The following is a 17,915-nucleotide window of genomic DNA, read 5'->3' on the forward strand; positions in this document are numbered from 1 at the left end:
CTAAATATCCCAAAAACAGTATGAAGGAAATGCTATGGCAACGGAAATACATCCAAGTTCAGTGATAGAAAAAGGCGCCAAAATTGGTAACAATGTTAAAATTGGTCCTTTTTGCTTTATTGGTGAAAATGTTGAAATTGGTGAAGGGACTTTTTTAAAATCACATGTAGTCATCAATGGCCACACTAAAATTGGTAAAGATAACCAGATATTTCAATTTGTATCGATTGGTGAAGTTAACCAAGATTTAAAATATCGAGGCGAACCAACTCGCACTGAAATTGGTGATCGCAATATGATTCGCGAAAGCGCGACTATTCATCGCGGTACTGTTCAAGGTGGCGGAATTACTAAAATTGGCAGTGATAATCTATTAATGATCAATGCGCATGTTGCGCATGATTGTCGAATTGGGAATCATTGTATTTTGGCAAATAATGCAACACTTGGCGGACATGTTCAGTTAGATGATCATGTTATCATTGGTGGTATGACTGCGGTACATCAATTTTGTGTCATTGGATCACATGTTATGGTTGGTGGTTGTTCAGGCGTTGCGCAAGATGTCCCACCTTATGTGATAGCACAAGGAAATCATGCCACACCACATGGCGTGAATTACGAAGGTCTAAAACGTCGTGGATTCAGTAAAGAAGCTTTGCAAGCTATCCGCAATAGTTACAAAATTCTTTATCGAAATGGGCTATCGTTAGACGAAGCGAAAGCAGAAATTGAGGCTATTGCAAATCAATATCCTGAAGTCAAATTATTCAATGATTTTTTTGCACGTTCAACACGTGGCATCATTCGTTAATGACTAGTCAACCAATCACAAGCCAGACAGATACGAATAAATCATTAACCATTGCTTTAGTCGCCGGTGAAACATCTGGCGACATTCTGGGCGCTGGATTGATTCGTTCTCTCAAAAAGTATCATCCTAATATTCGATTTGTTGGTATTGCAGGGCCTTTAATGCAAGCTGAAGGGTGTCAAGCTTGGTATGAAATGGATGAGCTTTCTGTTATGGGGATTGTAGAAGTGTTGGGAAAATTACGTCGTATTTTAGCAATACGTCGTGATATTACTAAGCGTTTAATTGAATTAAAACCCGACATTTTTATAGGAATTGATGCACCTGATTTTAATCTTTCCTTAGAAGGTAAGTTAAAGCGAGCAGGGATTAAAACAATTCATTATGTGAGTCCTTCGGTATGGGCTTGGAAGCAAAAACGTGTTTTCAAAATTAAACGTAATACTAATCTCATATTAGCTTTTTTACCTTTTGAAAAAGCGTTTTATGATAAGTTTAATGTCCCTTGTCGTTTTATTGGTCACAAAATGGCAGATGATGTGCCATTAATGCCTGACCAAGTCGCAATGCGTCAACAATTAGGCATTCCGCTCAATGGTCGGTGTTTAGCAATATTGCCGGGTAGTCGTCATGCGGAAGTCACCTTATTGTCTGCCCCTTTTTTACAAGCAGCTCAGATTTTACGTGATCGTTACCCTGATTTGCATATAGTCGTACCTTTAGTCAATGAAAAAAGACGACAAGAATTTGAGCAGATTAAAACGCAAATAGCACCAGAACTGAAAGTTCAACTATTAGATGGTCATGCCCGTGAAGCAATGATTGCCAGTGATGCTGCGATTTTGGCATCCGGAACAGTAGCACTAGAATGCATGCTAGCCAAATGTCCAATGGTGGTGGGTTACAAAATGAAGCCATTCACTTTTTGGTTAGCCAAAAAATTAGTTAAAACCCCTTATGTTTCATTACCCAATATTTTAGCTGGTAAAGAAATTGTACCCGAGTTATTACAGCAAGACTGTACCCCTGAAAATATCGCTAATCATATTATTCCTTTTTTAGAAGGGGATAATCGTGAACTTAAAAAAACATTTTTATCATTACATCAGCAAATTCGTTGTCACGCTGATGAACAAGCAGCTCAAGCTGTACTTGATGTATTAGAGGATTCACCTTGTTGTTAGAATTTAGTTATCCTGATGCCACCTTAATTGCTGGAGTTGATGAAGTTGGGCGGGGACCACTTTGTGGTGATGTTGTGACGGCAGCTGTTATTTTAGATCCTAATAAACCAATCAAAGGATTAACGGATTCTAAAAAACTTTCTGAAAAAAAACGAGATCAATTATTTGACGTTATTAAAGAAAATGCACTAGCTTGGTGTATTGCAAGAGCTTCGGTTGAGGAAATTGATAAATTAAATATTTTGCATGCTACCATGTTAGCTATGCAACGAGCGGTAACAGGACTTGCGATCCAACCAGATTTTGTTTTAGTTGACGGTAATCGTTGTCCGGAATTTGGTATTCAAACACAAGCCGTTGTCAAAGGCGATTTGCTGGTGGCAGAGATTAGTGCTGCGTCGATTTTAGCGAAAGTAACGCGTGATCGTGAAATGGTAGAATTAGACAAATTGTATCCCCAATATGGACTGGCAAAACATAAAGGATATCCCACCAAAGATCATTTAATGGCAATTGAGCTGTATGGTATCAATCATTTATATCGTAAAAGTTTTGCTCCAGTTAAAAAGTTATTACTTGTTTAATGCGACCATTTTTTGTCTACTGTTATATTAATAACGGTGAATTAAACATAGCGACAGGCGAAATAACGGTTTCTTGAAAGGGGATTTTATCGCCATAACGCGCTTTTAATTTTTGTTTTACGAGTGCTGATGAAAGATTGAAATCTTTGATGTTCTGTAATTGACCAATTTCTAATTTAAGTGCTCTATTATAAATTTTCCAAACTAATTCAGAACAATAGATATAATTGTCATTCCAATCAAACCAGATATCATAAGGTTTATTTTCAAAAGTTTTTGCAACTAGCTTTAATTTATTGGTTTCCTTAACAGATAAATTATGATCTTTGAGACGTTTGATTACATAATATCTATTTTTTCCTCTTTCAATAAAGCTTGTTAAAAGTGTATAAGCGACTTTACTCCCAGCTTCAAATACATAAGGTTTACCATTTTTTATGAAAATGATTCCCATATGGCTATAGGGCGAATTTGTTGCTTGTTCAACGGCTTTACTTTGACTGGATTGAGACGATTGAAAAATAATATCGCCATCTTTTGGCTGATAATTTGCTTCACAGATAAAAGAGGAAAATAACAATATAAAAATTAAAATAAATTGCATATTTTTCTATTATTCATATAGTTATATTTTGAATGAGTTGAAAAGTACTGTCTAAATATCTTATATAAAAAAACAGCTACTGAAGATTATTTATTATCAAGTAGCTGTTGTTTATTTTTCGGTTAATAATTAATCTTGCTGACTAAAAATAGACGCAAATTTACTTTTATATTTAGCTTTACAATCACGAGCAAAATGGATGGTTTTAAAGATACCCAATAAACTAGCTTGATGCATACGATATAATAATCGATGGATCATTAACGCAAACCAACCTTTCACACTCATTTCTTTATTGCCAATCAACTTAACCACGCCTTGGGCGGTGTCATGTAAAGAAATAATGGTTCCTTTATCGGTATAGACAAATGACTTCATGGCTTGATTGTTAATCAGACTAACGATATTTCGAGCGCAAATTTTTGCCATTTGATTAGCTGCTTGTGCTGTGGGTGGAGAGGCTCGTCCGCTATCTTGCATCGCATAAGCACTATCACCAATAACAAAGATATTATCGTCTCGTGTAGTTTGTAATGTCGGTTTAACGACTAATTGATTTGAACGACTTGATTCTAAACCAGCTATGTCTTTCAGATAATCAGGTGCTTTAACGCCAGCAGTCCAAATCATAATATCGGCTTTAATGGTTTCCCCTTCTTTAGGATAGAATCCATCACTTTCGGCCTTAGTAATCATGGTATTTGTTAAGACATGAATACCGCGTTTTTCAAGGGTTTTAGTAATGCTTAATGCCGTTTTTTCGGGTAATGCTGGTAAGATACGATTGGTTGCTTCAATAACGGATACATCTAAGAAATCAGCACACATTTTGTTTTTTCGACAAACGCCAAACGTTTCAACCATATGAGGTAGTTCAGAGGCTAACTCGACACCTGTTGCGCCACCACCAACAATAGCAATGTGAAGTTTTTCCCCTTTAGTGTCAGCGTCTTTATCGAGCGTTGAACAGAAATTTGTGAATTTTGATAGCAGTATTTCACGTAGGCGAATAGCGGCATTTTGATCATCTAAAAATATACAATGTTCTTTAACACCAGGCGTACCAAAATCATTCGAAGTACTACCTACTGCTATAACCAAAATATCATACGATAGGGAAATATGATTATCATTTGTATCATTGATCAGAACTTGCTTATTCTCACGATCAATATTGGTAAAAGTACCTTGAGTAAACTCAAAATGATGTTGCTTTGCTTGTTCAGAAAAGAAGATGTTATCAACTTGTTCATACATAGCACCTGTTGCAACTTCATGCAGTAGTGGTTTCCAAATGTGGTAACTATTTTTATCGATCAGCGTTATTTCAGCTTGTTTATTTTTACCTAGCTTATCACCAAGATTAGTTGCCAACTCTAATCCACCTGCACCACCACCAACAATAATTATTTTTTTCATATTTAATACCTTACAATCCTAATTTAAAATATCATACTAAATAAGTAGGTTTTTATCTATATTCTTTTGACTAATATCAATTATAAATAAAATCTATTAATATATTGATTTACAATGATTGAAAATAATTTATTTTATTAAAAATAAAATGTTTAATATTTATTGAATAGAAGACAATTAATGCCTTTATTTGGAATAAAGTGAAGGTGAACTTGTACGAATAAAGCACTTTTCGTATAATGAGTAAATAAGTTTTTACGTATGTTATCCTATTAATATTTATCTAAACATCTTGATATCTTATCCATTTAACATCACACTTTAAAAAAAATTATATGAATAAAAAAATATTTATTAGTATTGCGTTAATCGTTATTTTAATTTCAATGACGATCCTAATACGCTCACACAATAGCCAGTTAATTCTTCAAGGTGAGGTTGATGCGCCGAATGTCAGTGTGGCTTCAAAAGCCAAAGGGCGTGTTCAGCTTATTCACGTTAATCGAGGTGATGATGTAAAGCCTAATGATATTCTAATTACGCTTGATAGTCCTGAATTATTAGCGCAAGTGAAAGCGGCTGAAGCCGCACGAGATCAAGCTAAAGCTCAGGTGGCACTTTCCGAACATGGTACGCGTGAAGAAAGCATACGTTATTACGAAGCATTACTTGAACAAGCAAAAGTCGCTTATGATAATGCATCAAAAGAATATGACCGTAATAAAGCAATATCTGCAAAAGGGTTTGTATCACAGTCAATATTGGATAATGCATTAAAAACACGTGATGCTGCTTTTCAACAGGTACAATCTGCACAGGCTAATTTAGATCAAGCTAAAAATGGTGATCGTATAGAACAGCGTGAAATTTATGCAGCCAAATTAAAAGAAGCAGAAGAGCAACTCAAGCAATTACAAATTCAATATGATGATCTTCAAGTTAAAGCCCCTGTTGGCGGTGAAATTGGTTCAATACCGGCTGAGGTAGGGGAATTATTTAATGCGAATAGTCCGTTATTAACAGTGATTCGATTACCGGATGCCTACTTTGTGTTTAATCTTCGAGAAAATATTATGCCGAACGTTCACAAAGGGGATCGTATTAAGTTAGAAGTGCCGGCACTAGGAAATAAAGAAATCGAAGCAGAAGTTCGTTACATTGCCCCAATGGGAGATTATGCAACCAAGCGTGCAACTCGTGCAACGGGCGATTTTGATTTGAAAACGTTTGAAGTCAGATTATATCCAATTCATCATGTAGAAGGTTTACGTGCGGGTATGAGTACTTTATGGAAATTGGACAATTAATGTTGGACTTTTGGACACGTTTTAAAGATGCATTTAATGACGAAGTGCCGCAAATATTCAAGCGGTTCACTTTTCATTGGTTAATGTGGATCTTACCACTGATTATTTTTGTCTTAATCAGTAGTATCTTTTATCGCGGTGTTTTGTTCGATTTACCCGTTGGCTATATCGATCAGGATAAAAGTGTTTTATCACGTGAAATTGTGCGTAATCTTAATGCGGGTGCGCATGCCAACCTGATTAATTACGATAGCCAACTTTCCGAGGCTGAACGGGATTTACAAGAAGCAAAAATTTATGCCATATTGTATATTCCACCCAATTTTGAAGCGGATGTTTTATCTGGTCGTCAACCTACCCCGATGCTTTATTATAATGCGTTATATTACAGTGCAGGGTTATACTCCATTATGGATTATTCGGGGTTAATTGCGGCGTTAAATACTGAATATCGAACAACGTTAGCGACCAGTGTCGGGTTACCAGTTCCCCCACTTGCCAAAGTGAATTTCAATTATGATGGGCTATTTAATGCTAGCGGTAACTCAATGTACTTCCAACAGTTTTCGGCGGTTGTACATTTATTACAATTATTTGTTGTTACTACAACAATCTATATCCTGTCGCAATTACCTAAGCGAACCCGCCCTAATTATCCCTTTGTGCTTGGAAAATTAGCGCCGTATACCATTTGGTATACCATGTTACTCATTTTCGAAATTGCGATGTTAGTTTTGTTTTCACATGCCAGGGTATCAGGATCCCCGTTTGCGATGATGACGGTGGTGTTTTTTTATGTCATAGCGGCACAAAGTATTGGTATTTTACTGTATACCTTTACGAAAACGGCTATTGATGCATATACCTATATCGGTGTGCTAGTCGGATTGGCATTAACCTATTCAGGTATTGTTGTACCCGAACTTTCAATGCCGTGGATAGCCAGATTTATCTCATCCCTTGAGCCACTAACTTATGCGCTAAATAAGTTATTTGACCTTTTTTTACGGCATTCAAGTTATCTTTCAGTATTAAAAACCTGCGGTATTTTAATGATCTATCCAATAATTATTACCGTGTTAGTCAGAAAACGTTTAGTGAAACGTTTGCATTCACAGTAAGAGGATAAGTAAGATGATTAAAATATTTTGGTCTTCGTTTATAAAAATATTCTTTTACATGTTAATGCGACCGATGTGGTTATTATTACTTTTATCGGTTTCTTTGATGAGTTTAGTTTATATTAATGGCACTATTACAAATTTGCCGGTAGCAATTGTTGATCAAGATCATACGGCGACTAGTCGAAGCCTAATACGTTCTTTAAACACCAGTTCAAAGATTGAAGCCATTACTTATGAAAATTCATTACAAGCGTATGATGATATCAATAATCGTAAACTGTTTGCGGTATTTACTATTCCAAGAAATTTTGAAAAAAAGATCTTAAATGGTGAAGAAGTCACAATACCAGCCTATGGTGATGCTTCAAGTCGTTTAGCTAATGGTTTGATACAGGTGGATATTCGAGGAATCTATCAGCAAATATTAACTCAATATAATACACGGATTATGCGAAATGCTGGATTTGCCGATAAACAGATCGACATCATACTATCGCCAATTAAAGGTCAAACAGAACCGCTATACAATGCTGGCATAAGCTTTGCAGCCATCACTTTTCCTGGCTTATTAGTGATGTTATTGCAGCACTCATTTTTAATCGCTGCAACACGCACTAACATTACGTTAAACTCCTTGCCACAAGGAAAACCGCCAAAAATTGTAATTTTTGGTAGCTTATTTGGTTTATTACCAATCTGGCTTTTTTTATCCATCGTGCTTTTTGGATTATGGCCTTGGGTACTTGGTTATCGTCAGTTAGCTAGCCTTACTGAAATACTAATCATGACATTTCAACTATTACTCGGTGCTTTGGGTTTAAGTAAATTGTTGACTGAGTGTTTGCGCAAAACTGAAATGATATATCTGACATTGGCATTTTTGACGACGCCTGTGTTTTATCTATCCGGTACCATTTGGCCAATCGATGCTATGCCTCATTGGGTTCAATTTGTCTCATATTTATTGCCGTCAACATGGGCGACTAACATGATTGCAGGTGTGAATCAAATGGGACTTGGGCTAGCAGATAATTGGCACAATATATTGATGATACTCTTATTAGGTGCGATATACAGCATAATGGGCATTCTTATTGCTGCATTAAGAGAAGGTCGAATACGTAAATTTTTCAGAAAGAGAAAAGCGAAAATACAATCTAAACGGCAGTTGATTTAATCTTATTGAACTTTTTATTTATCAAACCGCTTCCAATAATTCGTTAATTGTCTTAGTAGTTATGATGACAATTAACGAATGTTAAGTTGCGTAATGTATTACTAAAAAAGATTTTCATTATCAAAGTCGAATTATTCGTTTTTCCTGTTATGATATTTTGCTAATGTTTTAGATAGATATCTTGTGTTGTAGTGAATGAAATATTATCCATGGATTATTAGCCTACGCTTAAAAACGTTACCCCTTTCTTTATGTGCGATATTAGTCGGTAATGCGCTGGCTTATTGGCAACAACAATTTGATTATCGGATCATGTTATTATCTATTAGTACTGCCTCATTGTTACAAATTCTGTCAAATTTAGCTAACGATTACGGTGATGCAGTTAAAGGAAGTGATAAATGTAATATAACCGCTCATACTCGTGGTATTCAATTGGGGTTAATCACATTAAAACAGTTAAAAATAGCGTTAATCATCAATATAATTTGTTGTATTTTATCCGGGCTATGTCTATTACATGTTGCTTGCAACAACCGATATGAATTATTCAGTTTTATATTATTAGGCTTGCTATCTATTATTGCTGCTATTACCTATACTATTGGCAACAAGCCTTATGGCTATAGTGGCTTTGGCGATTTATCCGTTTTAATATTTTTTGGGCTAGTTGGTGTAATAGGAAGTTACTACCTGCAAACAAAATCATTATCAAATTTAATTATTCTACCTGCTTTAGGTTGTGGATTGTTGTCAGTGGCCGTACTCAATATTAACAATTTACGTGATATTGATAGCGATCGAAATTGCCATAAGCGTACGTTAGTGGTGTTAATGGGACAAACCAAAGCTCGCTTTTATCATCTATTTCTAATTGTGACTGCATTTATTTTATTGGCACTTTTTGCTAGTCATCAGTTACATACCATTTGGCGGTGGTTATTTTTGATAACGCTACCGCTATTTATTTACCATATTTATGCTGTTTTTCGATTTAAGGTAGCTAAGGATGCTATCCCTTTATTATTACAGATGGTCAAACTTGCATTATTCACTAATTTACTTTATTGTTTGGGAATTATTTTGAACTAGCTCACGTTTATTTAAATTCGGTATCTTGTAACGCTATGTAAGCGTTATACTAGATAAACTAAAATATAAAGGCTAAAGGAGGCTTGGCAATGGAGTTTGATACTTCAATTCTTTGTGATTATTATCCGGAAGATGTTAACGTAGTAGAACCAATTTTCACTAATTTTGGTGGGGTTGCATCATTTTCAGGTCAAGCCGTAACAGTTAAATGTTTTGAAGATAACGGATTATTATACGAAATCTTGCAATCTAATGGTGCAGGTAAAATTCTAGTTATTGATGGCGGTGGATCGGTTCGTCGAGCATTGATTGATGCAGAACTGATTGATATTGCTGTTCAAAATCAGTGGGAAGGCATCATTGTTTATGGCGCGGTTCGACAAGTAGATTATCTGGCAGAAGCAGATATTGGTATTCAAGCGTTAGCGGCGATACCCGTAGGTGCAGAAGATCAAGGTATTGGCGAAGTAGACATTAGAGTCAATTTTGGGGGGGTGACCTTCTTTTCTGGTGATTTTGTTTATGCCGATAACACCGGAATTATTTTGTCGGAAATTGCCTTAGAAATCGACGAAGAATAGCTTATAACTTGTGTTCATCCGCTGATCTTAATTGGCGGATGTTTGATGTTAAAAATAGTATGGCTGTAAAATATAACTAAATTAAACCGTAACGTTACGAATATACCCACCTGTTACCGTCTTAATTAAACCGGCAAGTTCCATATCTAACAATTTAGTTGCCAAATCAGGAATCGATAAATTTAACTGTTGAGCAATAATATCAACCGGAATAGGTTGATGACGAATTAAAGCAAAAATTTCAGGATATAACATAGTTTCAACGAATTTTACAGATTGCGACGTTAATGGCTTGATAGTTGATAAATAATGAGAATAATGCTCTAAGATATCAGTTGGTTTTGTGACTAAATAGGCTCCTTGCTGAATTAAAGCATGCGTACCACGACTGTTTTCGTTATTAATTTCACCGGGTAAAGCAAATACATCACGGTTTTGCTCAAGTGCATAACGGGCGGTAATCAATGAACCACTTTTTTCTGAGGCTTCAACCACAAAAGTACCCAGACTTAATCCGCTTATTATCCGGTTTCGTCTTGGAAAATATTCTGATCTTGCTGCTTCAAAGGGCAAAAATTCAGAAACTAAAGCGCCATTTTGTGCCAAAATATCATGGGCAAGTTTTAAGTTTGATCGCGGTGCTATTTTAGCAAGCCCACTTCCTAAAACGGCTATAGTATCGCCCGATACCTCTAATGCGCCTCGATGACAAATTGCATCTAGTCCCAACGCTAAACCGCTAGTTACTGTTAAACCATTTATTGCCAATTCCCCCGCAAAATAGCGTCCCCATTGTGCACCATATTCACTAAATTGACGGCTACCGACCATGGCAATTTGAGGTGTTTGCAGTAACTGTTTATTCCCCATAACAAAAAGTAATAAAGGCGATGCGCTAATTTGTTTGAGTAGTGGTGGATAATCTGGATCACAATAGGTAATAAGCGTTTTAGACAAACCATCACTATTGAGCCAATCAAGCACAGGTTCAAAATGAAGGTATGAAGTAGTGAAAAAGCGTTCTTGTTGCATTTCATTCAATCCAAGCTTTTCGAGAAAAAATGCAACATTATTGATTGTATTTGGCAATCCATTTTTAAAAAACTGACTCATTTTTTTAAAAATGGCACGTTTTTCTTGTCCCAGCATTGAAATTCGTAATAAGAACTCATATTTACTCATCATTGTTTTATCATTTTATAAAAGTGTGGTTTCGTGAATTGGTGAGATATATTTTATCAATAGCTAACAAATGCTATTCACCAGCATCATAAATGTTTACAATGTATTTAAATCTGAAAAACCTGACAATTGAGGAGTAGATCGAAGAAATTATGGCTATTTTACCGGTATTACGTTTTCCTGATGAGCGATTACGCAAAGTTGCAAAACCAGTGACAGCATTTACACCCGAACTACAAACCATTATAGATAATATGATTGAGACCATGTATGAGCATAATGGTATTGGACTTGCCGCCACTCAAGTTAATGTGCATGAACAAATTATTGTCATTGATGTAACAGAAGATCGTAGCAATGTTTATGTAATCATTAACCCAGAAGTGATTAGCCAGGAAGGGGAGACAGGCATAGAAGAGGGTTGTTTATCCATTCCAGATTGTCGAGGATTTGTACCAAGAGCTGAAAAAATTAAGATTAAAGCGCTCGATCGCAATGGAAACCCTTACCAAATTGATGCCGATGAACTTCTTGCGATATGCATTCAACATGAAATGGATCATTTAAAAGGTAAGCTATTTGTTGACTATCTTTCTCCTTTAAAACGTCAACGAATCGAACAAAAAATGAAAAAAATGGCTCGAGAAGAGCTTAAAAGTAGATAAAAATAATGATAATTTATGTGGTAATTTAACTGAAGATACCGATTCAATTTGTTAAACTACCGCATAAATATTTTTTATTTTAACCAACCGTCAAAAGGTTTCTCTCCGAGAGTTTTATTACTTAGAACGATCTTTCATCTATATAAATTACAATATGCAATAACTGTTTTATCGCCCCTTTTAGGATACTTTGCTTAAATTATTTAACCGACTAATGCTATTAGCATTGTTGATATATATTCAAATATCTGTTCAAACACAAACTCGGCAAAAGCGGGTAACATCGACATTAAATATGTGAGCATGATTAACCCTAATAATAAGGTTAGGGGATAACCAATAACAAAAATGGATAGTTGAGGAGTCATTCTATTTAATAGCCCTAACGCCATATTGATAATTAACAACAAAGCCATTAAGGGTAATGCTAACATTATCCCATTAATAAATAGTAATCGGCTGATATCAATCAAAGTAAGAACGCCATTTGCTTTTAACGGTAAAGTTGTTATTGGAATGATATCAAAACTATTGGCTAGTCCATACAATAACCATAAATGACAATCTAAACTAAGAAAAATTAACAAAGCGATGATATTGGTGAAACGTGATAATACCGATGTAGATGGCCCACCAATAGGATCAAAAAAAGTAGCCATGCCAAGCCCCATTTGCATACCAATTAATTCACCAGCTACTCTCATGGTCATAAAGGCAAGTTGCATAGCAAGACCCATTAATACACCGATGATAACTTGCTGCGCAATCATCCAAATACCCATTAATGAATAGAGTGTTACAGGCTCATCGGTCGGGGGTAATGGTAACAAAAGTGCAATGAGTAAAGCTAAACCAATTTTGACGCGGTTAGGTACTTCTTTTTCGCCAGTAATGGGAGCGACCATTATTAGTGCTAAAATACGTACAAACGGTAAAAACGAGTTTTTGACCCAAGAAAAAAAATCAATATCAAATAGATAATTAATATCAAATTCCATTAAATTTAGCTGGTTAGATTTGGAATATTGGTAATAACAATTTTAATATAGTCAGTCATTGTTGATAGCATTGACGGCCCTAAAACAATTAAGACGACAATTACCGCTAAAATTTTAGGAATGAAAGATAAGGTCATTTCGTTAATTTGTGTTGCAGCTTGTAATAAACTAATAATCAAGCCGGTCACCAATGCAGCTAAAAGTAAAGGGCCAGCAAGTGAGGCTGCGACTTTGATAGCTTGAATAGCAAGCGTACTAATCGAATCAGGTGACATAATTTTCCTTAATTTAAGAATCTTGAATTTATGTTTTTCAACTAAAAAAGCTCTGTGCCAGTGAACCTAGTAACAAATGCCAACCATCCGCTAAAACAAACAACATTAATTTGAATGGTAGAGATACGGTTGCAGGTGGTACCATCATCATGCCTAATGCCATTAACGTACTTGCAACAACTAAATCAATGACTAAAAAGGGAATAAAAATCGTAAAACCAATTTGAAACGCTGTTTTTAATTCACTGACGACAAAGGCAGGTACTAGTACATTCAATGGCACTTGTTCTCGTGTTTCAACTTCGTTGACATGAGACATATTCATAAATAAGGCGAGATCATTTTCCCGTGTTTGGCTTAGCATAAATTCGCGTAATGGTTTTGCAGCTGTTGTTAAGCCTTCTTGCATCGTGATTTGATTTTGTGAATAAGGAATATAAGCATCTTGATAAATTTTATCGATCACCGGTGACATAATAAAAAATGTCATAAATAGTGCAATGCCCAAAATAACTTGGTTGGGTGGGGCTGATTGCGTGCCAAGCGCATTGCGTAATAATCCCAATACAATGATGATTCGGGTAAAACTGGTCATCAAAAGTAAAATAGCAGGTATAAACGTGAGTAACGTTAAAAATACCAATGTTTCAACAGGTAATGACCAACTATGTTCACCATTTTGTATTGTTTCAGTCATAAACGGGAGTGATGAAGGATCGGCAAAACAAAATCGGCTAAAAAACAATAAGCTTAATAATGTCGTTAGCAATATAAAAATTTTTAACCGCACAAGGCATCACTCCTTTTTCGTTTTTAACGCTGATTGCAAGATTTGCTTGAACACATTGTTATCAGCTGATTTAGCAACGGGTGTTGATAGTGATAATAATTTTTCGGCACGGTGTTCATCAATGGTATGTAGCAACGTCATATGATGCGAAGTGATACCGACAACCAATAATTGCTTATCCACCTCAACTAACATGATTCGTTCTTTTGGACTAATGCAATGCGTTGCTTTAACATCAATAAATGCATTACGTTTCTTATTATGACCTAGACGTTTAACTATCCAACCTAACAATAGAATCATAAAAATGACACCAATTAGCGCCGTGCCAATTGATGCGCCCATTTGACTGTAAAGATTTAATTCAGATGATGACGATACAGTATTGCTCGTGATAGTTTGGGTACTTGAGGTTGAGATCTTAGTCATATTTTTTAGGTTTATCGCCATTAACGGCTCAGTCTGCGCACACGCTCGGAAGGAGTAATAATATCGGTAATACGGACACCGTAATTATCACCAACAACGACAATTTCGCCTTGAGCAATCAAATAACCATTGATCAAAATATCTAAAGGTTCGCCAGCAAGTCCGTCGAGCGCAATCACTGATCCTTGAGTAAGATTGAGTAAATCTTTGATTGTCATTTTAGTTCGACCAAGTTCGACACTTAAATGAACAGGAATATCTAAAATAAGATTGATATCTTGTTTTTTATCTTCTGTATGATTAGGTGAAAGTGTTTCAAAAATGGCTTCTTTGGCAATGAGTTCATCATTGATCGTATCATTCGCTTGGTTTTCGTCATTATTTTGTTTGTTATCAGTCATTGAATTCCCCTTCATTCAATTGTTCTAATACAGGATTAATTACTTGTTCTACTTGAATAGCATATTGTTTATGGGTTTTTCCATAGTGACCTTTTAATATAGGTACACCCCCGACAGTAACATCAAGAAGAGTTGGTTTTTCGATTACTAAAATATTATCTACTTTGAGCGCGAGTAGTTTGTCTACTGTTGTTTGAATTGTCGTAAAGTTAGCAACTAACTCGACGGTAGATTGTTTGATGCCACTGGTTAAAGAACTCATCCAAATGTTATCATCTTGATGCGTTTGTTGCTCAATCGGTGGTTTTATCAGTAACTCTTTAATGGGTTCAACCATTGAATAAGGAATACAGATACTAAATGTTGTTTTAGAATTACCAATTTCAACTTTAAAGTTTGATGTTAAAACGACATCATCCGGTGAACTTGTGATATTGGTGAATTTGCTCTGTATTTCTGAACGAATGTATTCAGTTTCAATTGAATATATATCTGTCCAGGCATTTTGGTAAAACGTTAACGCTAGTTCGAGTACGCGTTTAATAATTTGCTGTTCGGTATGGGTAAATTCCCTTTCTTCTGTATCGAGTTGCGAAGCATGGCCATCACCACCAAATAAAGTATCAACAACGGTATAAACAATCTCAGGCGAAAACGCAAATAAGCTTGAACCTCGCAATGGATTAAGGTGCACAAGATTTAAATGGTTAGCCGCTGAAATCTGTGAAAACTCTTTAAAAGTTTGAGGTTCAATCGGTGAGGCAATGACATCCGTATTTCGTCTTAATAAGTTAAATAAACCTATTCTAAATTGACGAGCAAAGCGCTCATTTACAATTTCTAACGCAGTTAAACGTTCAGGAATAAAACTATGTTTGACAGATAAATCATAAGGTTTAACTTCAATTTTTTTTGATGATATATGATTGTCAGGATCTTTCTTATTTGTTGTCATTGGTTTGTCTTCAGACGGTGGTAAGCTATCAGAAGACTTATTCATATTGGGCGTAGGCGCTTGCTTATCCGGCATGGTAATCACCGTATGATAAAATCGGTAAACAATACTTCATCCACCTTCACTGAATGTTTAGGATCGTATTGTCTGGATAGAGCGACTTTGATTTGCTCTTGTAAATCAAGTTTACCTGTTTCAAGCTTTAAATTATTGACATATTGTTTAGACGTTAACAGTAATACATCGCTTCTGACTTCCGGTAAATACTCTAATAGTACTGATTTTTGTTCTTCGTCAGCAACACGTAATACCATACCAACATAGAGAACTTTGTTAATTTCTGTACTATCTTCTGAAGTTGGTAATGAAATTGTAAACGGTTTTAGTGTTAAAAATACCGGTGATAAAACAGGTGGCTCTTCTTTAGCTTTAATTGTATTTTTAGACTGATTTTGGAACCATAAATAGGCAGTTGTTGCTAATGCTAACATTGTAATGATAATAAGTATTAGGTTTAAAATACTCACTTTTTTCTTGGAAGTTGGCATGTTTATTCTTATCTCAGTTAAAATTTAGAAAAATAATAACCAATTGAATGGTTAAAAATACAAGAATAATAGATCAAGCTGACAGAATTGATTTGAAGAATAGGCGATAAAAATATCACCTATTCAGCCTTTTTATTCTCTCATCATTTAAAAAAATAAATGCAATGCCTTACTCAGCTTTACGCAAATATACTCAACCCCGATTTTGCCAAATGGTGACTAACCTGACTAGGTTGATGAATTTCCTCAATGACATTTGAATGTTCGATTATTGGTGTTTGACGATTCTTTGATTGTTGATATTGCGCCGACTGATCAGCATCGTTCATCATTGAAAAGTCACTAATATCGGCTTGCTCTAGTGTGATACCTTGCTCTTCAAGCGAACTTTTCAAATAGGGTAAGGCAGATTCTAAAACGCTTTTGACTACGGCGTGAGCAGCCATCATATGCAAGTTCATTTTATCCTCTATCATATCCAGTTTTATATGTAATGAACCTAGCTCTTGAGGATTAAGTTTAATATTCGCCGTTTGAATTCCTTGCCGGTTAAACATGATGATCTGCTCAGTAAGTGATGACGGCCATTGTTGATTTGTGACTGCGAGAGGCAAGTTTATCGACGTGGTGATTTTTGCAGGCGTCAACATTACCCCTGTTGGATCTTGTCCATGCGGCGATGTGGTTATTGCTGTCTCTTGATGGATAGTCATATCGCTTGTGAACTGCTGTATCGAAACATGACGTTGATGGTTTTGTAATTCTGCTCTAGCATTATTCAACGGAAAACAATTATTTGCGACGGCTGATAATTGACGATTTGAACTCTTTTTCAAAGTGGCTATTTCAGTGTTATTTAAGTTCGCACTAAAATGATGTGGGTTACTTCCCTTTATTGCCATATTGTTTTGCAATGAAAGTTCATCAATTATTGCTTCACGCTCATCAAGGCTATTAACGGGTAATCGTTGCTCGTCATCAGTGATGTCTGATGCGAAAGAATTTAATCTATTGATTGCACTATTAAGATGATATGAAAGATGACTTGCCGGTAATTTGTCACGCATTTCCGATTGAATCATACTGGTATCATAAGGGAAAACAGGGAAGATTAATCCATCAAGACTATTGTTTTGATCATCAAATTCACATCCCTCATAGTCAATTTGATTTAGGTTATTTGGCTGTTCTGGATGCGATAACGGCTTTTCATTGTCAGCCAATAACTGCTGAAAAAGATTCGCATCATTCACATTAGCTTCCTCATCAAGTTGTTTAGATAGATTCGTTGATATTAATTGCATATCACTATTTAAATTAATATTCATGTAATACTCTCCTTGATAACTGTTGCTGGGCAAATTCATCCGTCATTTTTTGCTGTATTCGATTTTGAAGTTGTAATTGCTTTTTGTGCTGTTTTTCTAATAACGTGGTATAGGTATTCAAACTTTTATTGGATTGATTAAGTTCGTTGGTTATCTGTTGTTGTTTAATCGCTAATGTGAGTAGCAATTTTTTTTGTTGTTCGATACCTTGCTCAATATTGGCTATAAATGCGGTAAAATTAGTTAATTCGCATCCTTTAATACCATTCGATAAAGCGCTATTTAATTGCTGTTGATATTCAGCGTAATAATCATTGAGCACCTTAAGTTGTGATTGTGCTTGTTGATGACTTTCGTTTGCTTTTTTTAATCGAATTAAACTATCATCAATCGATTTTTGTGCTAACTGTTTTAAGGTTAAAAAAGCATGTTGTGTCGAATTTTTATTGTTCATGATA

General features: G+C 35.5%; 21 protein-coding genes. 9 read left to right on the forward strand and 12 right to left on the reverse strand.

Annotation, left to right across the window (positions count from 1 at the left end):
• Positions 1–34 precede the first annotated feature (34 nt).
• The 3 genes from lpxA to rnhB are packed head-to-tail and all read left to right on the forward strand — an operon-like array spanning position 35 to position 2,582.
• Positions 35–814: an acyl-ACP--UDP-N-acetylglucosamine O-acyltransferase gene (gene lpxA, locus J3U14_RS07645; protein ID WP_267349987.1), complete on the forward strand. Its 780-nt coding sequence runs from the start codon at positions 35–37 to the stop codon at positions 812–814.
• Positions 814–1,998, forward strand: a complete 1,185-nt coding sequence (gene lpxB, locus J3U14_RS07650) for a lipid-A-disaccharide synthase (protein WP_267349985.1) — start codon at positions 814–816, stop codon at positions 1,996–1,998. Before lpxA ends, lpxB begins: the two co-directional genes overlap by 1 nt.
• Positions 1,992–2,582 carry a ribonuclease HII gene (gene rnhB, locus J3U14_RS07655; RefSeq protein ID WP_411623302.1) on the forward strand — a complete coding sequence of 197 codons (591 nt, stop codon included), beginning with the start codon at positions 1,992–1,994 and terminating at the stop codon, positions 2,580–2,582. Before lpxB ends, rnhB begins: the two co-directional genes overlap by 7 nt.
• Before the next feature lie 22 nt (positions 2,583–2,604).
• Here the strand turns inward: rnhB and J3U14_RS07660 are convergent, their stop codons facing one another.
• Together J3U14_RS07660 and J3U14_RS07665 are read right to left on the reverse strand one after the other, a co-directional pair.
• A complete protein-coding gene (locus J3U14_RS07660; RefSeq protein WP_267349981.1) occupies positions 2,605–3,186 on the reverse strand; it encodes a YiiX family permuted papain-like enzyme in 582 nt (193 codons plus the stop codon).
• A gap of 129 nt (positions 3,187–3,315) precedes the next feature.
• A complete protein-coding gene (locus tag J3U14_RS07665) occupies positions 3,316–4,605 on the reverse strand; it encodes an NAD(P)/FAD-dependent oxidoreductase (protein ID WP_267349980.1) in 1,290 nt (429 codons plus the stop codon).
• A gap of 335 nt (positions 4,606–4,940) precedes the next feature.
• Between J3U14_RS07665 and J3U14_RS07670 the strand changes: the two genes are divergently transcribed.
• The 5 genes from J3U14_RS07670 (at position 4,941) to rraA (ending at position 9,886) form a co-directional block, all read left to right on the forward strand.
• Entirely contained in the window at positions 4,941–5,912 is a 972-nt protein-coding gene (locus J3U14_RS07670) for an HlyD family secretion protein (RefSeq protein ID WP_065558101.1), read from the forward strand.
• A complete protein-coding gene (locus J3U14_RS07675) occupies positions 5,894–7,033 on the forward strand; it encodes an ABC transporter permease (RefSeq protein ID WP_065558102.1) in 1,140 nt (379 codons plus the stop codon). The genes J3U14_RS07670 and J3U14_RS07675 overlap by 19 nt, the downstream gene beginning before the upstream one ends.
• A 16-nt stretch (positions 7,034–7,049) precedes the next feature.
• Positions 7,050–8,213: an ABC transporter permease gene (locus J3U14_RS07680; RefSeq protein ID WP_416380129.1), complete on the forward strand. Its 1,164-nt coding sequence runs from the start codon at positions 7,050–7,052 to the stop codon at positions 8,211–8,213.
• Positions 8,214–8,408: 195 nt separating this feature from the next.
• Positions 8,409–9,305, forward strand: coding sequence for a 1,4-dihydroxy-2-naphthoate polyprenyltransferase (locus J3U14_RS07685; protein WP_267349975.1), 897 nt, complete (start codon positions 8,409–8,411; stop codon positions 9,303–9,305).
• 89 nt (positions 9,306–9,394) lie between these two features.
• The gene (gene rraA / locus J3U14_RS07690) at positions 9,395–9,886 is read left to right on the forward strand and encodes a ribonuclease E activity regulator RraA (RefSeq protein ID WP_065558104.1); all 492 of its coding nucleotides are present in this window, start codon (positions 9,395–9,397) and stop codon (positions 9,884–9,886) included.
• 81 nt (positions 9,887–9,967) lie between these two features.
• On the opposite strand, the gene dprA is transcribed toward rraA, so the two are convergent.
• On the reverse strand, positions 9,968–11,071 hold the full coding sequence (dprA, locus tag J3U14_RS07695; RefSeq protein WP_267349972.1) for a DNA-processing protein DprA: 1,104 nt from the start codon (positions 11,069–11,071) through the stop codon (positions 9,968–9,970).
• A 149-nt stretch (positions 11,072–11,220) separates the two neighbouring features.
• On the opposite strand from dprA, the gene def reads away from it, so the two are divergent.
• A complete protein-coding gene (gene def, locus J3U14_RS07700; protein WP_267349971.1) occupies positions 11,221–11,733 on the forward strand; it encodes a peptide deformylase in 513 nt (170 codons plus the stop codon).
• Between the two features lie 203 nt (positions 11,734–11,936).
• Here the strand turns inward: def and fliR are convergent, their stop codons facing one another.
• The 9 genes from fliR to fliJ all read right to left on the reverse strand — a co-directional run bounded on the left by fliR (position 11,937) and on the right by fliJ (position 17,911).
• A complete protein-coding gene (gene fliR / locus J3U14_RS07705) occupies positions 11,937–12,731 on the reverse strand; it encodes a flagellar biosynthetic protein FliR (RefSeq protein ID WP_267349970.1) in 795 nt (264 codons plus the stop codon).
• A gap of 5 nt (positions 12,732–12,736) precedes the next feature.
• A complete protein-coding gene (fliQ, locus tag J3U14_RS07710; RefSeq protein WP_267349969.1) occupies positions 12,737–13,006 on the reverse strand; it encodes a flagellar biosynthesis protein FliQ in 270 nt (89 codons plus the stop codon).
• 37 nt (positions 13,007–13,043) lie between these two features.
• Positions 13,044–13,796 (reverse strand): flagellar type III secretion system pore protein FliP, encoded by a 753-nt coding sequence (fliP, locus tag J3U14_RS07715; RefSeq protein ID WP_324101200.1) that lies wholly within the window; start codon positions 13,794–13,796, stop codon positions 13,044–13,046.
• Between the two features lie 6 nt (positions 13,797–13,802).
• Positions 13,803–14,246: a flagellar biosynthetic protein FliO gene (fliO, locus tag J3U14_RS07720; protein WP_267349967.1), complete on the reverse strand. Its 444-nt coding sequence runs from the start codon at positions 14,244–14,246 to the stop codon at positions 13,803–13,805.
• Positions 14,246–14,626 carry a flagellar motor switch protein FliN gene (gene fliN / locus J3U14_RS07725; protein ID WP_267349965.1) on the reverse strand — a complete coding sequence of 127 codons (381 nt, stop codon included), beginning with the start codon at positions 14,624–14,626 and terminating at the stop codon, positions 14,246–14,248. Before fliN ends, fliO begins: the two co-directional genes overlap by 1 nt.
• The gene (gene fliM, locus J3U14_RS07730; RefSeq protein ID WP_267349963.1) at positions 14,619–15,656 is read right to left on the reverse strand and encodes a flagellar motor switch protein FliM; all 1,038 of its coding nucleotides are present in this window, start codon (positions 15,654–15,656) and stop codon (positions 14,619–14,621) included. Before fliM ends, fliN begins: the two co-directional genes overlap by 8 nt.
• A 5-nt stretch (positions 15,657–15,661) precedes the next feature.
• Entirely contained in the window at positions 15,662–16,129 is a 468-nt protein-coding gene (locus tag J3U14_RS07735; RefSeq protein WP_267349961.1) for a flagellar basal body-associated FliL family protein, read from the reverse strand.
• A gap of 179 nt (positions 16,130–16,308) precedes the next feature.
• Positions 16,309–17,457: a flagellar hook-length control protein FliK gene (locus J3U14_RS07740; RefSeq protein ID WP_267349959.1), complete on the reverse strand. Its 1,149-nt coding sequence runs from the start codon at positions 17,455–17,457 to the stop codon at positions 16,309–16,311.
• Positions 17,447–17,911 (reverse strand): flagellar export protein FliJ, encoded by a 465-nt coding sequence (fliJ, locus tag J3U14_RS07745; protein WP_267349957.1) that lies wholly within the window; start codon positions 17,909–17,911, stop codon positions 17,447–17,449. Before fliJ ends, J3U14_RS07740 begins: the two co-directional genes overlap by 11 nt.
• Positions 17,912–17,915: the final 4 nt, after the last annotated feature.

The sequence above is a fragment of the Gilliamella sp. B3801 genome, assembly GCF_026536645.1.
In the GTDB taxonomy this organism is placed as follows: domain Bacteria; phylum Pseudomonadota; class Gammaproteobacteria; order Enterobacterales; family Orbaceae; genus Gilliamella; species Gilliamella apicola_I.

Coding starts and splice junctions, on each gene's coding strand:
- lpxA (WP_267349987.1), top strand. CDS start 35: ATGGCAACGGAAATACATCCAAGTTCAGTGATAGAAAAAGGCGCCAAA.
- lpxB (WP_267349985.1), top strand. CDS start 814: ATGACTAGTCAACCAATCACAAGCCAGACAGATACGAATAAATCATTA.
- J3U14_RS07660 (WP_267349981.1), bottom strand. CDS start 3,186: ATGCAATTTATTTTAATTTTTATATTGTTATTTTCCTCTTTTATCTGT.
- J3U14_RS07665 (WP_267349980.1), bottom strand. CDS start 4,605: ATGAAAAAAATAATTATTGTTGGTGGTGGTGCAGGTGGATTAGAGTTG.
- J3U14_RS07670 (WP_065558101.1), top strand. CDS start 4,941: ATGAATAAAAAAATATTTATTAGTATTGCGTTAATCGTTATTTTAATT.
- J3U14_RS07675 (WP_065558102.1), top strand. CDS start 5,894: ATGGAAATTGGACAATTAATGTTGGACTTTTGGACACGTTTTAAAGAT.
- J3U14_RS07685 (WP_267349975.1), top strand. CDS start 8,409: ATGAAATATTATCCATGGATTATTAGCCTACGCTTAAAAACGTTACCC.
- rraA (WP_065558104.1), top strand. CDS start 9,395: ATGGAGTTTGATACTTCAATTCTTTGTGATTATTATCCGGAAGATGTT.
- dprA (WP_267349972.1), bottom strand. CDS start 11,071: ATGATGAGTAAATATGAGTTCTTATTACGAATTTCAATGCTGGGACAA.
- def (WP_267349971.1), top strand. CDS start 11,221: ATGGCTATTTTACCGGTATTACGTTTTCCTGATGAGCGATTACGCAAA.
- fliR (WP_267349970.1), bottom strand. CDS start 12,731: ATGGAATTTGATATTAATTATCTATTTGATATTGATTTTTTTTCTTGG.
- fliQ (WP_267349969.1), bottom strand. CDS start 13,006: ATGTCACCTGATTCGATTAGTACGCTTGCTATTCAAGCTATCAAAGTC.
- fliO (WP_267349967.1), bottom strand. CDS start 14,246: ATGGCGATAAACCTAAAAAATATGACTAAGATCTCAACCTCAAGTACC.
- fliN (WP_267349965.1), bottom strand. CDS start 14,626: ATGACTGATAACAAACAAAATAATGACGAAAACCAAGCGAATGATACG.
- fliM (WP_267349963.1), bottom strand. CDS start 15,656: ATGCCGGATAAGCAAGCGCCTACGCCCAATATGAATAAGTCTTCTGAT.
- J3U14_RS07735 (WP_267349961.1), bottom strand. CDS start 16,129: ATGCCAACTTCCAAGAAAAAAGTGAGTATTTTAAACCTAATACTTATT.
- J3U14_RS07740 (WP_267349959.1), bottom strand. CDS start 17,457: ATGAATATTAATTTAAATAGTGATATGCAATTAATATCAACGAATCTA.
- fliJ (WP_267349957.1), bottom strand. CDS start 17,911: ATGAACAATAAAAATTCGACACAACATGCTTTTTTAACCTTAAAACAG.